This is a genomic window from Citrobacter sp. Cb080, from assembly GCF_030334745.1.
Taxonomy (GTDB): domain Bacteria; phylum Pseudomonadota; class Gammaproteobacteria; order Enterobacterales; family Enterobacteriaceae; genus Citrobacter; species Citrobacter braakii.
Window position 1 is genome coordinate 207,549 of sequence record NZ_JAOWDG010000069.1, and the last position, 13,833, is coordinate 221,381.

At 54.7% G+C, this 13,833-nt stretch carries 13 protein-coding genes; 5 read left to right on the plus strand and 8 right to left on the minus strand.

Going from position 1 to position 13,833, the window contains the following annotated elements:
• Positions 1 to 44 precede the first annotated feature (44 nt).
• Positions 45 to 455 (plus strand): YbhQ family protein, encoded by a 411-nt coding sequence (locus OGV38_RS13675; protein WP_016152353.1) that lies wholly within the window; start codon positions 45 to 47, stop codon positions 453 to 455.
• Here OGV38_RS13675 and OGV38_RS13680 read toward each other — a convergent pair.
• Genes OGV38_RS13680 through cecR form a run of 5 tightly spaced genes read right to left on the minus strand, consistent with a single transcriptional unit; the run spans position 417 to position 6,058 of the window.
• On the minus strand, positions 417 to 1,523 hold the full coding sequence (locus OGV38_RS13680) for an ABC transporter permease (RefSeq protein ID WP_008784194.1): 1,107 nt from the start codon (positions 1,521 to 1,523) through the stop codon (positions 417 to 419). The two genes, OGV38_RS13675 and OGV38_RS13680, sit on opposite strands and share 39 nt — an antisense overlap.
• 10 nt (positions 1,524 to 1,533) lie before the next feature.
• Positions 1,534 to 2,667 (minus strand): ABC transporter permease, encoded by a 1,134-nt coding sequence (locus OGV38_RS13685; RefSeq protein ID WP_016156059.1) that lies wholly within the window; start codon positions 2,665 to 2,667, stop codon positions 1,534 to 1,536.
• Entirely contained in the window at positions 2,660 to 4,396 is a 1,737-nt protein-coding gene (locus OGV38_RS13690; RefSeq protein WP_016152356.1) for an ATP-binding cassette domain-containing protein, read from the minus strand. Before OGV38_RS13690 ends, OGV38_RS13685 begins: the two co-directional genes overlap by 8 nt.
• Entirely contained in the window at positions 4,389 to 5,384 is a 996-nt protein-coding gene (hlyD, locus tag OGV38_RS13695) for a secretion protein HlyD (RefSeq protein ID WP_016156061.1), read from the minus strand. The genes OGV38_RS13690 and hlyD overlap by 8 nt, the downstream gene beginning before the upstream one ends.
• Positions 5,381 to 6,058, minus strand: a complete 678-nt coding sequence (gene cecR / locus OGV38_RS13700; protein WP_016152358.1) for a transcriptional regulator CecR — start codon at positions 6,056 to 6,058, stop codon at positions 5,381 to 5,383. The genes hlyD and cecR overlap by 4 nt, the downstream gene beginning before the upstream one ends.
• A gap of 221 nt (positions 6,059 to 6,279) precedes the next feature.
• Between cecR and rhlE the strand changes: the two genes are divergently transcribed.
• From rhlE to OGV38_RS13720, 4 genes are all read left to right on the plus strand, one after another.
• Entirely contained in the window at positions 6,280 to 7,623 is a 1,344-nt protein-coding gene (gene rhlE, locus OGV38_RS13705) for an ATP-dependent RNA helicase RhlE (RefSeq protein WP_016152359.1), read from the plus strand.
• A gap of 96 nt (positions 7,624 to 7,719) precedes the next feature.
• Positions 7,720 to 9,870 (plus strand): ATP-dependent DNA helicase DinG, encoded by a 2,151-nt coding sequence (gene dinG / locus OGV38_RS13710; RefSeq protein WP_269517581.1) that lies wholly within the window; start codon positions 7,720 to 7,722, stop codon positions 9,868 to 9,870.
• A 29-nt stretch (positions 9,871 to 9,899) separates the two neighbouring features.
• Positions 9,900 to 10,868 (plus strand): DNA-binding protein YbiB, encoded by a 969-nt coding sequence (ybiB, locus tag OGV38_RS13715; RefSeq protein WP_269517578.1) that lies wholly within the window; start codon positions 9,900 to 9,902, stop codon positions 10,866 to 10,868.
• Positions 10,869 to 11,029: 161 nt separating this feature from the next.
• A complete protein-coding gene (locus OGV38_RS13720; RefSeq protein WP_046274639.1) occupies positions 11,030 to 12,115 on the plus strand; it encodes a malate/lactate/ureidoglycolate dehydrogenase in 1,086 nt (361 codons plus the stop codon).
• Between the two features lie 97 nt (positions 12,116 to 12,212).
• Here the strand turns inward: OGV38_RS13720 and ybiJ are convergent, their stop codons facing one another.
• The 3 genes from ybiJ to ybiX form a co-directional block, all read right to left on the minus strand.
• Positions 12,213 to 12,473 carry a DUF1471 family protein YbiJ gene (ybiJ, locus tag OGV38_RS13725; RefSeq protein ID WP_016152363.1) on the minus strand — a complete coding sequence of 87 codons (261 nt, stop codon included), beginning with the start codon at positions 12,471 to 12,473 and terminating at the stop codon, positions 12,213 to 12,215.
• Positions 12,474 to 12,773: 300 nt separating this feature from the next.
• Positions 12,774 to 13,040 carry a DksA/TraR family C4-type zinc finger protein gene (locus OGV38_RS13730; RefSeq protein WP_003035233.1) on the minus strand — a complete coding sequence of 89 codons (267 nt, stop codon included), beginning with the start codon at positions 13,038 to 13,040 and terminating at the stop codon, positions 12,774 to 12,776.
• Positions 13,041 to 13,115: 75 nt separating this feature from the next.
• Positions 13,116 to 13,793 carry a PKHD-type hydroxylase YbiX gene (gene ybiX / locus OGV38_RS13735; RefSeq protein ID WP_047415262.1) on the minus strand — a complete coding sequence of 226 codons (678 nt, stop codon included), beginning with the start codon at positions 13,791 to 13,793 and terminating at the stop codon, positions 13,116 to 13,118.
• Between the last annotated feature and the right edge of the window lie 40 nt (positions 13,794 to 13,833).

Sequence of the window (13,833 nt, forward strand, 5' to 3'; positions counted from 1 at the left end):
CGGTACTCTGAATAATTAGTTGAAAATCCTTCAGGAGAAAAGCCATGAGGTGGCAACAACGTGTTCGTGTCGCAACGGGTCTAAGTTGCTGGCAGATTGTGTTGCATTTACTGGTAGTGGCGTTGCTGGTAATGGGCTGGATGAGCGGTACGCTGGTGCGCGTCGGCCTGGGATTATGCGTCGTTTACGGCGTAACGGTTTTATTAATGCTGGCCTTGCAACGTCACCATGAACAGCGCTGGCGCGACGTAGCTGATGTGCTGGAAGAGCTGACTACCACGTGGTATTTCGGTGCCGCGATGATCGTACTGTGGTTGCTGTCGCGCGTGCTGCAAAACAACGTCTTGCTGGCCCTGGCGGGGCTGGTGATCCTTGCCGGACCCGCCGTGGTCTCGCTGTTGGCGAAAGACAAAAAGCTACATCACCTTGCGTCTAAACATCGCATACGCCGCTGAGCCGGTCGTGGCCGCTATTACCAACAGCGGCCACAAACTTCCCCACACAATCTGCAGACTCGCATCCTTCAGGTAAATCTGTTTCGTGATGTCCGTAAAATGGCGGATTGGGTTTATCCACGTCAGATTCTGTAGCCAGACCGGCATATTTTCGACCGGCGATACGTAGCCTGAAAGTAAAATCGCCGGCATCATAAACACAAACACGCCGATAAACGCCTGCTGCTGGGTGGCACACAGTGATGAAATCAGCAGACCAAAGCCGACCAGCGACAGCCCGTAAATCACCATCGTGAAATAGAACAGCCCCAGTGAACCGGCAAACGGAATGTGATAAGCCCAGATGCCGATCGCCAGCACAATGGTGGCCTGAAACGTTGCCACAATCAACGCGGGCACCGCTTTACCGATGAATATCTGCCAGGTGGTAAGCGGGGAGACCAGCAGCTGATCCAGCGTGCCTTGCTCGCGCTCACGGGCAACCGAGAGCGAAGTGACGATCATGACGCCGATGGTGGTGATCATGGCGATCAGCGACGGAACCACAAACCATTTGTAATCCAGGTTCGGGTTATACCAGTTACGCACCACCAGCTCGCTGTTATTCGGTTTCGGCTTGCCGTCCATCAGCTCCTGCTGATACTCCTTAACGATTTGTTGCAGGTAATTCGCGGCAATTTGCGCACTGTTAGAGTTACGCCCGTCGAGAATAATCTGCATGGGAGCCTGCTGGAAGGTATCCAGATTACGCGAAAAGTTGGCCGGGAAGCGCACCAGCAACAGGGCTTTTTGCGTGTCGATGGTGGGCTGGATCTCCTGCGGGCTTTTCAGCAGCAGAACGTGCGTAAAGGCGCTGGCGCGAGCGAAGCGCTGGGTTAGTTCCACCGAATGTTTACCGTTGTCTTCGTTATAGATAGCGATAGTGGCGTTGGTGACTTCCAGCGTGGCCGCGAACGGGAACAGAATAACCTGAATCAGCACCGGTAAAATCAGAATGGCTCGCGTCTGCGGTTCACGTAACAGCGATTGCAGCTCTTTACGAATTAATGTCCATAAGCGATGAAACATGCCCGTCCCCTTAATCCAGCCGACGTTTGGTTTTAAGCCACGTCAGGCCAATAAACATCACCGCCGAAGCGATTAAAAACAGCACGTTGATAATCAGCACCACCGGAATATTTCCCGCCAGAAACAGGCTTTGTAGGGTGCTGACGAAATAACGAGCCGGAATAATATAGGTTACTGCCCGGATAATCGCCGGCATGCTGTCTATCTGGAAGATAAAACCCGACAGCATAATCGAAGGCAGGAAGGCGGCGTTTAGCGCGACCTGCGCGGCGTTAAACTGATTGCGGGTGATGGTGGAGATAAGCAACCCCATGCCGAGCGTGCTGAGCAGAAACAGGCTGGTAATGAAAAACAGGATCAGCAACGAACCGCGATAGGGCACGCCGAGAATAAACACCGACACCAGCATACACAGCAGCATCGCCAGCATGCCCAGAAAGTAATAGGGGATCAGTTTGCACAGCAGCAGTTCGACGCGGGTGACTTCGGTAGACAACAGCGCTTCCATGGTTCCGCGCTCCCATTCGCGCGCCACCACTAATGAGGTGAGGATAGCGCCAATAACCGTCATGATGATGGTTACCGCCCCGGGAATAATAAAATGTTGGCTGATGGCCGCCGGGTTAAACCAGTAGCGGGTCTGCACGTCGATCAAAGGTTCAAATGATTCTCCGCGATCTTCCGCCCGCTGTTGTTGCCAAATCTGCCAGATGCCTTCGACATAACCCTGCACAAAGTTAGCGGTATTTGGTTCACTGCCGTCGGTGATCACCTGGATCGGCGCTACGTCGTTGGGTCGCGCCATCTGCTGGGCGAAATCCACCGGGATCACCACCAGCCCGCGAATGCGCCCGGCCTGCATTTTCTCAATCAATTCCTGACGGTTATCGCTGATGGTGGCGTCAATATACGGTGAACCGGTCATGGTATGGGTAAAATCCAGCGCCTCTTCGCTTTGCTGTTCGAGCAAAATCCCTACCCGCAGCTTGCTGGAGTCGAGGTTGATCCCGTAGCCGAAGATAAACAGCAGCAGCAGCGGGATCACCACCGCAATCAGCCAACTGCTGGGATCGCGGACGATCTGGCGCGTCTCTTTCACGCACAGCGCGCGTACGCGACGCCAGGAGAGAACGGAGTTACTCATGTGTATGCTCCTTATCCCAGTCATTGATTAGCGTGATAAAGGCCTGTTCCATGGTCGGGTCTGGCGTCTCACTGTCAGCAGCCTGAGCTTTCAGGTCGTCCGGCGTACCGCTGGCAATCAGTTTTCCGCGATACACCAGCCCGATGCGATCGCAGTATTCTGCCTCATCCATAAAGTGGGTGGTCACCATCACCGTGACGCCTTTTTCCACCATGCTGTTGATATGTAACCAGAACTCCCGACGGGTGAGGGGATCGACCCCGGAAGTGGGTTCATCGAGGAACAGAATGTCGGGTTCATGCATCAGCGAACAGGCCAGCGCCAGGCGCTGTTTAAAGCCCAGCGGCAGTTCGTCGGTGGCGTGGGAGGCGATACTCTTCAGGCCGAATGCCTCGCTCATCCGCTCGATTTTCTCCTTCTGCGCCCGACCGCGCAGGCCGTAGACGCCGGAGAAAAAGCGCAGATTCTGTTCAACCGTCAGGTTGCCATACAGGGAGAATTTCTGCGCCATATAACCCAGATGCTGACGCGCTTTACCGGAGCTGACCTTCAGGTCCATGTCCAGCACCAGCGCTTTACCCGAGGTGGGGACCAGCAGGCCGCACATCATTTTAAAGGTAGTGGATTTGCCCGCGCCGTTGGGTCCTAACAAACCAAAAATCTCGCCGCGCTGCACGGCAAAGTCTACGTGGTCGGTAGCGGCAAAATCGCCAAATTTTTTGGTCAGCGCTTTGGCTTCGATCACCGTTTCACCTGGCGTGCCTTCCACGGTATGCAGGATAGCGCCCAGCGGTGACTCCGATGTTCCGGCCCCGCCGAGTAAATCGATAAAGGCATCCTCGAAGCGGGGGGCGGTTTCGTTGATGGTTATCTCCGGCATGCCGTCAGCGTTTTGAATCTGCTGGGCCGTCGCTTCTTTTTTCAGGATTAAGCGGACGGATTTCCCCTGAATCATCCCGTCGCTAACCTGCGGCAGTTTTAACGTGCGTTGCAGAAGTCGGCGGTTATTTTCCTGCGAACTGCTCATCAGGAAGCTGCGACCCGACATGGTTTGCGTAAGCTGAGTGGGATCGCCCTGATACAGCAATTCACCTTCGTTCATCAGCAGCACATCACGGCATTGTTCAGCTTCATCCAGATACGAAGTGCTCCAGAGGATCAGCATGCCGTCCCCGGCCAGCTCATGAACCATTTGCCACAGTTCGCGACGGGAAATAGGGTCGACGCCTACGCCAGGCTCATCCAGCAGTAACACGCTGGGTTCACCGACCAGCGTACAGGCAAGTCCGAGCTTCTGTTTCATGCCGCCGGAAAGCTTGCCGGCTAGGCGTCCGGTAAACGGCCCCAGCGAGGTAAATTCCAGTAACCGGGCAAAGGTTTTTTCTCGCGCTTCACCGGTAACGCTACGTAAATCTGCATAGAGATTAAGGTTCTCCATGACGGTCAAATCTTCATACAGACCAAATTTCTGCGGCATGTAACCCAGTACCGCATGCAGCGCGCTGTCGTCTTTGATGGGATCAAAACCAATTACCGTTGCGCTACCGGCGTCGGGTTTCAACAGCCCTGCCAGCATTCGCATCAGCGTGGTTTTGCCAGCGCCATCCGGCCCGACCAGCCCGGTCACGTAGCCCGCATGAACGGTACAGTCGAGCGGGGCGACGGCCGGTTTATCCATTCCGGCAAAGTTTTTCGTCAGTCCATTCAGCGTAATGACGGCGTCATTCATGCCGTGCCTCATCGCTGAACTTTATCGTTACCGGCATTCCCTGGCGCAGCGCATCGTCCGCGTCGGTCACCACAATACGCAGGCGATAAACCAGGTCGGTGCGCAGGTCAGGGGTCTCGACTGTTTTTGGGGTAAACTCGGCGGTGGGCGACACGAAGCCGATTTTACCGTGATACGGTTTGTCCGGACGGCCATCGGTGTAAAGCAGGATTTCGCGTCCTGGCTGCGCCTGGCTCAGATTTCGTTCGTCAACGTAGGCGCGAACCCATACCGGACGCGTGAGTGACAGCGTCAGTACCGTGCCCCCTTCGTTCAACATGCTGCCGGGTTCGACCGCACGGGTGAGTAACGTGCCGTCAGACGGCGAGGTCAGCGTGGTGTCATGCAAATTAAGCTCTGCCTGGGCCAGCTCGGCCTGAGCTTGTTCGAGCGTGGCTTTCGCCTGCTCAATGTCCTGCACACGATTACCGCTGCGGTATTGGCTGAGTTTATCCTGTGCGGATTTCAGAGAGGCCAGCGCCTGATCGCGTGATGAACGGGCGTTTTCCAGATCGTTGGCGGAGATAGTGCGGCTTTTCCACAATCCCACCTGCCGATTGTAAAAGTTTTGCGCGTAATCATAGGCTGCCTGCGCCTGTTTGACTGCCGCTGCGGTTTGCGCGATCTCTTCTTCACGATACCCTGCCAGCATCAGATCGTATTGCGCCTGCGCGGCGGCAACATTCGCTTTTGCCTGCATTAATGCGTTTTCATACGGTGCACGGTCCAGTTCGCCCAGCACCTGACCGGCGGTAATGGCATCGCCTTCGTCAACCGCCAGCGAGGCCAGCCTGCCGCCGACGCGAAAACTCAGGTTGACGCTACGTATATCGACATTGCCGTACAGCGTCAGACCGTTATCTTGCCGACTTTGATACCACCACGTTCCACCGGCAATCACGGCAACGAGGGCCGCGATGACCAGCCCGAGAACGACAGGTTTTTTCATGACTCCAGACTCCTTTGCGTTAAACCTTGCAGAATAAGATCGATGTGACAGGTGATCGTTTGGTCAATCAGCGCGGTTTTATCCTCATCAAATTGTGACCAGCCCGTACGCAACAGAATGGTTTCTTTCCCCAGACGAAAGGCCAGTACCTCGCCGAGTAGGGCGTGGGTGTGCAGGATCATTTGGGTATCGTTGGCATCGCCGCCGGTATAGGCAGCAATCAGGCGCGTCAGGTGAGTATGTAGTGGATTGATAACCTGGTCGTGCACCAGTTGATAAGCCGCGGTGGGGGAAAGCTGTTCGCGCGAAATAAATTTGCTCAGGTTAACGGTATCGTCCTGGGTTAACAGCATGATCATATTTTTGCAGGCGCGGAGGATCAGTTCGCGCATCGCGCCACGATCCGGTTCCGGCTGAGCAAACAGACGCTCGGCTTCTTCAGCATGCGGGCGAAACTGTGAGCCGATAAAATCCGCAATCCACTGGGCGCAGGCGAGATATAAATCCTCTTTTGAGCCAAAATAGTAGGTGATGGCAGCAATATTTTGCCCGGCCTGCGCGGCGATATCGCGAGTAGTGGCGTGCAGACCATACTCGCCAAACTGCGCCAGCGCGGCGGCAATGAGCTGATTTTTCGCCTGTTCACCTTTGGTTGTCATGGTGGGTGTATTCATAGCACGACTCAGATCTTAATCAATCGATTGATTAAGATTATGACTGATGTGTAACCTTGTCCAGTCCGGACCGTTATTTTTCAGCGCAGGGATAATTTATGCGGCACATCACAAAAACTGCTACACTCCGCCCCTTCATGACATTGTGGTTTTTGTCATCTTTATTATATGTATCTCCCTGAAAACGACACCGGTAACGGTCAGGGTGGTTCGGAGTTGTTATGTCTTTTGATTCCCTTGGTTTAAACCCTGATATTTTACGTGCCGTTGCCGAGCAGGGTTACCGTGAACCTACCCCTATTCAGCAGCAGGCGATCCCTGCCGTGCTGGAAGGCCGCGATCTGATGGCTAGCGCCCAGACCGGTACGGGGAAAACGGCAGGTTTTACCCTGCCGCTGTTGCAGCACCTGATTACCCATCAGCCGCATGGCAAAAGCCGTCGTCCGGTGCGTGCGCTGATCCTCACGCCAACCCGCGAACTGGCGGCCCAGATTGGCGAAAACGTACGTGATTACAGTAAGTATCTGAATATTCGCTCGCTGGTGGTCTTCGGCGGCGTGAGCATTAACCCACAGATGATGAAGCTGCGCGGCGGTGTGGATGTGCTGATCGCCACGCCTGGTCGTTTGCTCGATCTGGAACACCAGAATGCGGTGAAACTGGATCAGGTTGAGATTCTGGTACTGGATGAAGCTGACCGCATGCTGGATATGGGCTTTATTCATGATATCCGTCGCGTTCTGGCGAAACTGCCGGCAAAACGCCAGAACCTGCTGTTCTCAGCAACGTTCTCTGATGATATTAAGTCGCTGGCCGAAAAGCTGCTGCACAATCCGCTGGAAATCGAAGTGGCGCGCCGTAATACCGCGTCAGAGCAGGTGACTCAGCACGTTCATTTTGTTGATAAAAAGCGTAAACGTGAACTGTTGTCGCAGATGATCGGTCAGGGCAACTGGCAGCAGGTGCTGGTGTTTACCCGTACCAAACATGGTGCGAACCATCTGGCGGAACAGCTGAATAAAGACGGCATTCGCAGCGCGGCGATCCACGGTAATAAATCTCAGGGGGCGCGTACGCGTGCGCTGGCTGATTTTAAATCCGGTGATATTCGTGTGCTGGTGGCGACCGATATTGCCGCGCGCGGTCTGGATATTGAAGAGCTGCCGCACGTGGTGAACTACGAGCTGCCAAATGTCCCGGAAGATTACGTGCACCGTATTGGTCGTACCGGTCGTGCGGCCGCTACCGGCGAAGCGTTGTCTCTGGTGTGCGTCGATGAACACAAGCTGCTGCGTGACATCGAGAAGCTGCTGAAAAAAGAGATCCCGCGAATTGCGATGCCAGGCTACGAGCCAGACCCGTCCATCAAAGCCGAGCCGATCCAGAATGGTCGCCAGCAGCGTGGCGGCGGTGGTCGCGGTCAGGGGGGAGCTGGGCGTGGTCAGCAGCCGCGTCGTCAGGATGGCGGTGCGCCAAAAGCGAAACCGCGTAGCGGCGAAGGCAAACCGGCGGGCGATAAGCCTCGTCCACCGCGCCGTCCGCGCAAACCGTCTTCAGCGCAGTAATTGCGAGCCCGGCCGAAAGGTCGGGCTTTTCTTTTTGCGACACGTATCAGAAAGTGCCACAATAGTGGCTGTTTATACAGTATTTCAGGTTTTCTCATGGCACTAACGGCCGCGCTAAAAGCGCAAATTGCCGCCTGGTATAAGGCGCTTCAGGAACAGATCCCCGACTTTATTCCCCGTGCGCCCCAGCGGCAGATGATTGCTGACGTCGCGAAAACGCTCACCGGGGAAGAAGGGCGGCATCTGGCAATTGAAGCGCCGACCGGGGTGGGGAAAACGCTGTCGTACCTGATTCCCGGTATTGCCATAGCGCGTGAAGAACAAAAAACGCTGGTGGTCAGTACCGCCAACGTTGCTTTACAGGATCAGATCTACAGCAAAGATTTACCGCTGCTGCGCAAAATTATCCCCGATCTGCGTTTTACCGCCGCGTTTGGTCGCGGGCGTTATGTCTGCCCGCGTAATTTAGCGGCGCTGGCCAGTAGCAAACCCAATCAGCAGGATCTGTTGGCCTTTCTCGACGATGACCTGACGCCCAACAACCAGGAAGAACAAAAGCGCTGCGCCAGGCTAAAAGGCGATCTCGACAGCTACAAGTGGGACGGGCTGCGCGATCACACGGATATCGCTATCGACGACGGACTCTGGCAGCGCCTGAGCACTGATAAAGCCAGCTGTTTGAATCGTAACTGTCACTACTATCGTGAATGCCCCTTTTTTGTCGCCCGCCGTGAGATTCAGGAAGCCGAAGTGGTGGTGGCTAACCACGCGCTGGTGATGGCGGCCATGGAAAGCGAAGCTGTTTTGCCGGAGCCGAAGAACCTGCTGCTGGTCCTTGATGAAGGTCACCATTTGCCGGACGTCGCGCGCGATGCGCTGGAGATGAGCGCAGAAATCAGCGCCCCCTGGTATCGACTGCAGTTGGATCTGTTTTGCAAATTAGTGGCCACCTGCCTGGAACAGTTTCGTCCAAAAACCACGCCGCCGCTGGCGAATGCCGAGCGTCTGAACGGTCACTGTGAGGAACTGTATGAGCTGATTTCATCGCTCAATAACATTCTTAATCTGTACATGCCTGCGACCCAGGAGGCGGAACACCGCTTCGCGATGGGCGAACTGCCTGCGGAAGTGATGGAGATTTGTCAGCGTCTGGCGAAGCTAACAGAAATGCTGCGCGGTCTGGCGGAACTGTTCCTCAACGATCTCAGCGAAAAAACCGGCACCCACGATATTGTGCGTCTGCATCGGGTTATTTTGCAGATGAATCGGGCGTTGGGCATGTTTGAGGCGCAAAGCAAACTGTGGCGGCTGGCTTCGCTCGCGCAGTCGTCAGGCGCGCCGGTGAGTAAATGGGCGACGCGCGAAGTGCGTGACGGGCAGATCCACGTCTGGTTCCACTGTGTGGGGATCCGCGTGAGCGATCAGCTTGAACGACTGCTGTGGCGCAGCGTACCGCATATTATCGTGACCTCCGCCACGCTGCGTTCGCTCAACAGCTTCTCGCGTTTGCAGGAGATGAGCGGGCTGAAAGAAAAAGCAGGGGACCGGTTTATCGCGCTGGATTCACCGTTTAATCACGTTGAGCAAGGCAAAATCGTCATTCCGCAGATGCGCTACGAACCGTCAATTGATAACGAAGAGCAGCATATCGCGGAAATGGCCGCCTATTTCCGCGAACAGCTGGAAAGTAAAAAGCATCAGGGCATGCTGGTACTCTTTGCCAGCGGTCGGGCAATGCAGCGTTTTCTTGAGCACGTTACCGATCTGCGTCTGCTGTTGCTGGTACAAGGCGACCAGCCGCGCTATCGACTGGTGGAGCTGCACCGCAAGCGGGTGACCAACGGCGAGCGTAGCGTACTGATTGGGCTGCAATCTTTTGCCGAAGGTCTGGATTTGAAAGGCGACTTGCTGACCCAGGTGCATATTCACAAAATTGCTTTTCCGCCTATCGACAGCCCGGTGGTGATCACCGAGGGCGAGTGGCTGAAAAGCCTGAACCGCTACCCCTTTGAGGTGCAGAGCTTGCCTGCGGCGTCATTCAATTTGATCCAGCAGGTTGGGCGACTCATTCGTAGCCACGGCTGCTGGGGAGAAGTGGTTATTTATGACAAGCGTTTATTGACCAAAAGCTATGGCAAGCGTTTACTGAACGCATTACCCATATTTCCGATAGAGCAACCTGCTGTGCCAGACGTTATAGTAAAACCAAAAGAAAAAGCGAAACCCACGCGTCGCCGTCGGCGTTAACGATGCGAGCAACAGGCAAGGAGTTATCGATGGATTACCACAAAATCATCAAAGAGATTGGGCGAGGAAAAAATCACGCGCGTGACCTGGATAAGGATACTGCTCGCGGACTGTATACCCATATGATGAACGGCGAGGTGCCCGATCTTGAGATGGGCGGTGTACTGATTGCGCTGCGTATTAAAGGCGAAGGCGAAGCGGAGATGCTGGGCTTTTACGAAGCGATGCAGAACCACACCATTCGCCTGACTCCGCCAGTGGCCAAACCCATGCCGATTGTCATTCCCAGCTACAATGGCGCGCGCAAGCAGGCAAATTTGACTCCGCTGCTGGCGATTTTACTGCATAAACTGGGCTTCCCGGTGGTGGTGCACGGTGTCAGCGAGGATCCAACCCGCGTGCTGACTGAAACCATTTTCGAACTGATGGGGATTGCGCCGACGCTGCATGCCGGGCAGGCGCAGGCAAAGCTGGATGGCCATGAGCCGGTATTTATCCCGGTGAGTGCGCTGTGTCCTCCGCTGGAAAAACAGCTGGCGATGCGCTGGCGAATGGGCGTGCGTAACAGTGCGCATACGCTGGCTAAATTAGCCACGCCGTTTGCCGAAGATGCCGCGCTGCGTCTTTCCAGCGTTTCCCACCCGGAATACGTATCGCGCGTGGCGAAATTTTTCGGCGATATCGGTGGGCGTGCCCTGTTGATGCACGGTACCGAGGGTGAAGTGTACGCCAACCCGCAGCGCTGCCCGCAGATAAGCCTGATAGATTCGTCCGGCGTGCGAGTGCTACAGGACCGGCAGAGCGAGATGCCCGATGAGCCGGTCCCACTGCCGGTGGCTAAAGACCCGGAAACTACCGCGCGCTGGATTGAGCGTTGTCTGGCGGGCAGTGAGCCGGTTCCGGCATCGCTGAAAATCCAGATGGCCTGCTGCCTGGTAGCAACCGGTGAATCCGCGACGCTGGCTGAAGGACTTGGCCGCGTCGAGCAAAGCTTCTGATTTTTCTTTCTCCCGACGGGTCATTTGCCTGGCCCGTCGCTTCACGCCTTCCGGCAACGTGAAATTTCTGCACGTTTATTGATCTCCTGAGCGCTGTGGCGCAGCATAGTTTGTTGAAAAATAAGAACCACAATCAACACGCGACACAACAGGAGATTACAATGAACAGTGGACATCGCTTCCATGTGCCAACGCTGCACGCCTTTATCCAGGCCGTTTTTCACCAGATGGGAAGCAATGAACTGGAGGCGCGGCTGGTGGCCGATCATCTGATAGCCTCTAACCTCGCCGGCCACGACTCCCACGGTATCGGCATGATCCCAAGCTATATTCGCTCATTTTCGCAGGGACACCTGCAGATCAACCGCCATGCCAAAGTGGTCAACGATGCGGGAGCGGTGATTACGCTTGACGGCGACTGCGCATTTGGTCAGGTGGCGGCCCACGAGGCAATTACGCTTGGGATCGAAAAAGCGCGCCAGTACGGTATCGCTGCCGTGGCATTACATAATTCGCACCATATTGGACGCATTGGCTACTGGGCGGAGCAATGTGCGGCGGCGGGTTTTGTTTCGGTGCACTTTGTGAATGTGGTAGGGATCCCGATGGTCGCACCGTTTCATGGCCGCGATAGTCGATTTGGCACCAACCCCTTCTGTGTGGTGTTCCCACGTAAAAATACGTTCCCGTTGTTGCTGGACTATGCAACCAGCGCCATCGCGTTTGGCAAAACCCGTGTGGCATGGCACAAGGGTGAGCCGGTGGCTCCGGGATGCCTGATTGATGCTAATGGGGTACCCACAACCGATCCTGCCGTAATGCAGGTCTCTCCACTGGGGTCGTTGCTGACCTTCGCCCAACACAAAGGTTATGCGCTGGCGGCAATGTGCGAAATTATGGGGGGAGCGCTTTCTGGTGGTAAAACCACACATGAAGAGAGCCTGCAGACCAGCGCGGATGCCATCATTAACTGTATGACGACCATCATTATGAATCCGGAACTGTTTGGCGCGCCGGACTGCGACAACCAGGTCGCGGCCTTTGCTAAGTGGGTGAAAGCGTCCCCACATGCTGAAGATGCCCCGATCCTGTTGCCAGGGGAGTGGGAGGTGAATACTCGTGAAGAACGGCTGGAGCAAGGTATTCCGCTGGATGCCGGAAGCTGGCAGGCGATTTGCGAGGCGGCGTTGCAAATAGGGATGCCAGACGCCGTGTTGCAGGAATTCCGTCAACGACTGGAACACTAAGCAAAAAAAAGCCCGTCCAGTGGCGGACGGGCAAACAAAGGGTAACAAACAGGGTCAATGAGGGTTGGAGCATTGGGTCGTACAGGTAATCTTTCGGTTATTTATAGATAACCGCGGTGCCGCTCATTTTGTCTTTGCCGATAGCGGAAGTGATGCTGTAACCCGTTGCACCAGCAGCAGTCGCTTTTTCAGCCAGTTTTGCTTCCAGGCCGTCCAGCGTGGTAGCGCCGTCAGCAGATACCACACCAATTTTGTTCATGTTTTGCGCCTGAGTAGAGGAAACTGGCTCGGCAGCAAAAACGCCAAATGACAGGGTAGACAGAGCGATGGCGGCAACAGCAAATTTGATATTTTTCATGATTAATTTCTCGCAGGTTTGTTCTGTTAGTCAGTGTTCTTTAAGAAGACGTTGTTTCGTCGATGTGAGAAGTATCACGTTTTTTTATGCGAGATAAAATCGAATAGAATTGACGACATCAATCAAAAAAATTGAATGACAAATAACTTATTGAATATTAATAAATTCGAAAGAGGGATTTACAGTTCTTGTCATTGCGCTTTACAGAGAAACCGACAACGGCACATTTTGCTACACAGAGTGCAAAAAAGCGTGCTCGTAAAGGAAATCGTATGCGCTGAAACTTTCGGTAAAGATAAGTCAACGTAGCTGGCTGTCTTTCGAACCTCTGCGATTATATCCTGAAAATGCAGCGCTATGTGAATCTTTATCCTGCTGGCATGTGATGCACAAGCGTACGCCGGGCACGGCCTCCCGTCTGGCCTGAGGGATTGGATTACCACATTCTTCGCATTCATACAGACTTTCCCCCGTCGGTAACTCACCGCGGGCGCGGGCAACAGCATCTTCAATAGTATTGTTGATCTGTTCGTTAACAGCGTCGTCATTTGCCCATCCGGATGCCATACCTACCTCCTGCTGATGTCTACAAAATAAGTATAGCGAATGTGATGGCTGAAAAACGACCACGTGTCAGCGGTATCAGATTTCAGACCATTCGCGCAGCAGGTTATGGTAGAGATTGAGAAGCGACAGGATCTCGCTACTCTCCCCATGACGTGTCTTCAGGGACTGGATGTTTTTATCCAGTTCAAAAAGCATGGCGCGATTTTTATCGTCCCGGATCATCGACTGGATCCACATAAAGGATGCCACCCGAACCCCACGGGTCACTGGCGTAACGCAGTGCAGGCTGCTGGAAGGGTAAAGTACCAGATCGCCTGCCGGAAGTTTTACCGCATGCTGGCCGTAGGTGTCATTGACCAGCAGCTCTCCTCCCTCATAATCGTCAGGATTACTCAGGAATAAGGTGGCGGAAAGATCTGTGCGCATCCAGCCGTTTTGCGGATGACTACGCACCGCGCCGTCAACGTGAAAACCGTAGGTCTCGTTGTCCTGGTAGCGATTGAACAGCGGTGTGGAGAGCGTTTTCGGTAATGCAGCGGCGAAGAATAACGCGCTGTTGTTCACCGCGTTTTGTACCGCCTGTTGTAAAACGCCGTAACGCTCACTTTGCGTATTCACCTGCTGGTTGTTTTTAACCTGCGCGCCCTGAGCGCCGGTGGTTGCGCGGCCATCAACCCAGTCGGCAGCGTCCAGCTGTTCGCGAAACCAGGCGACATCCTGCGCCGACAGAATGCCGGGAATGTGATACATCATCAGTGTTTCTCCTGAAAGTGGGGCTTACGCCCCACGTAAA

Coding starts and splice junctions, on each gene's coding strand:
- OGV38_RS13685 (WP_016156059.1), bottom strand. CDS start 2,667: ATGAGTAACTCCGTTCTCTCCTGGCGTCGCGTACGCGCGCTGTGCGTG.
- OGV38_RS13690 (WP_016152356.1), bottom strand. CDS start 4,396: ATGAATGACGCCGTCATTACGCTGAATGGACTGACGAAAAACTTTGCC.
- OGV38_RS13730 (WP_003035233.1), bottom strand. CDS start 13,040: ATGGCATCCGGATGGGCAAATGACGACGCTGTTAACGAACAGATCAAC.
- OGV38_RS13680 (WP_008784194.1), bottom strand. CDS start 1,523: ATGTTTCATCGCTTATGGACATTAATTCGTAAAGAGCTGCAATCGCTG.
- hlyD (WP_016156061.1), bottom strand. CDS start 5,384: ATGAAAAAACCTGTCGTTCTCGGGCTGGTCATCGCGGCCCTCGTTGCC.
- rhlE (WP_016152359.1), top strand. CDS start 6,280: ATGTCTTTTGATTCCCTTGGTTTAAACCCTGATATTTTACGTGCCGTT.
- OGV38_RS13720 (WP_046274639.1), top strand. CDS start 11,030: ATGAACAGTGGACATCGCTTCCATGTGCCAACGCTGCACGCCTTTATC.
- ybiJ (WP_016152363.1), bottom strand. CDS start 12,473: ATGAAAAATATCAAATTTGCTGTTGCCGCCATCGCTCTGTCTACCCTG.
- cecR (WP_016152358.1), bottom strand. CDS start 6,058: ATGAATACACCCACCATGACAACCAAAGGTGAACAGGCGAAAAATCAG.
- ybiX (WP_047415262.1), bottom strand. CDS start 13,793: ATGATGTATCACATTCCCGGCATTCTGTCGGCGCAGGATGTCGCCTGG.
- ybiB (WP_269517578.1), top strand. CDS start 9,900: ATGGATTACCACAAAATCATCAAAGAGATTGGGCGAGGAAAAAATCAC.
- dinG (WP_269517581.1), top strand. CDS start 7,720: ATGGCACTAACGGCCGCGCTAAAAGCGCAAATTGCCGCCTGGTATAAG.
- OGV38_RS13675 (WP_016152353.1), top strand. CDS start 45: ATGAGGTGGCAACAACGTGTTCGTGTCGCAACGGGTCTAAGTTGCTGG.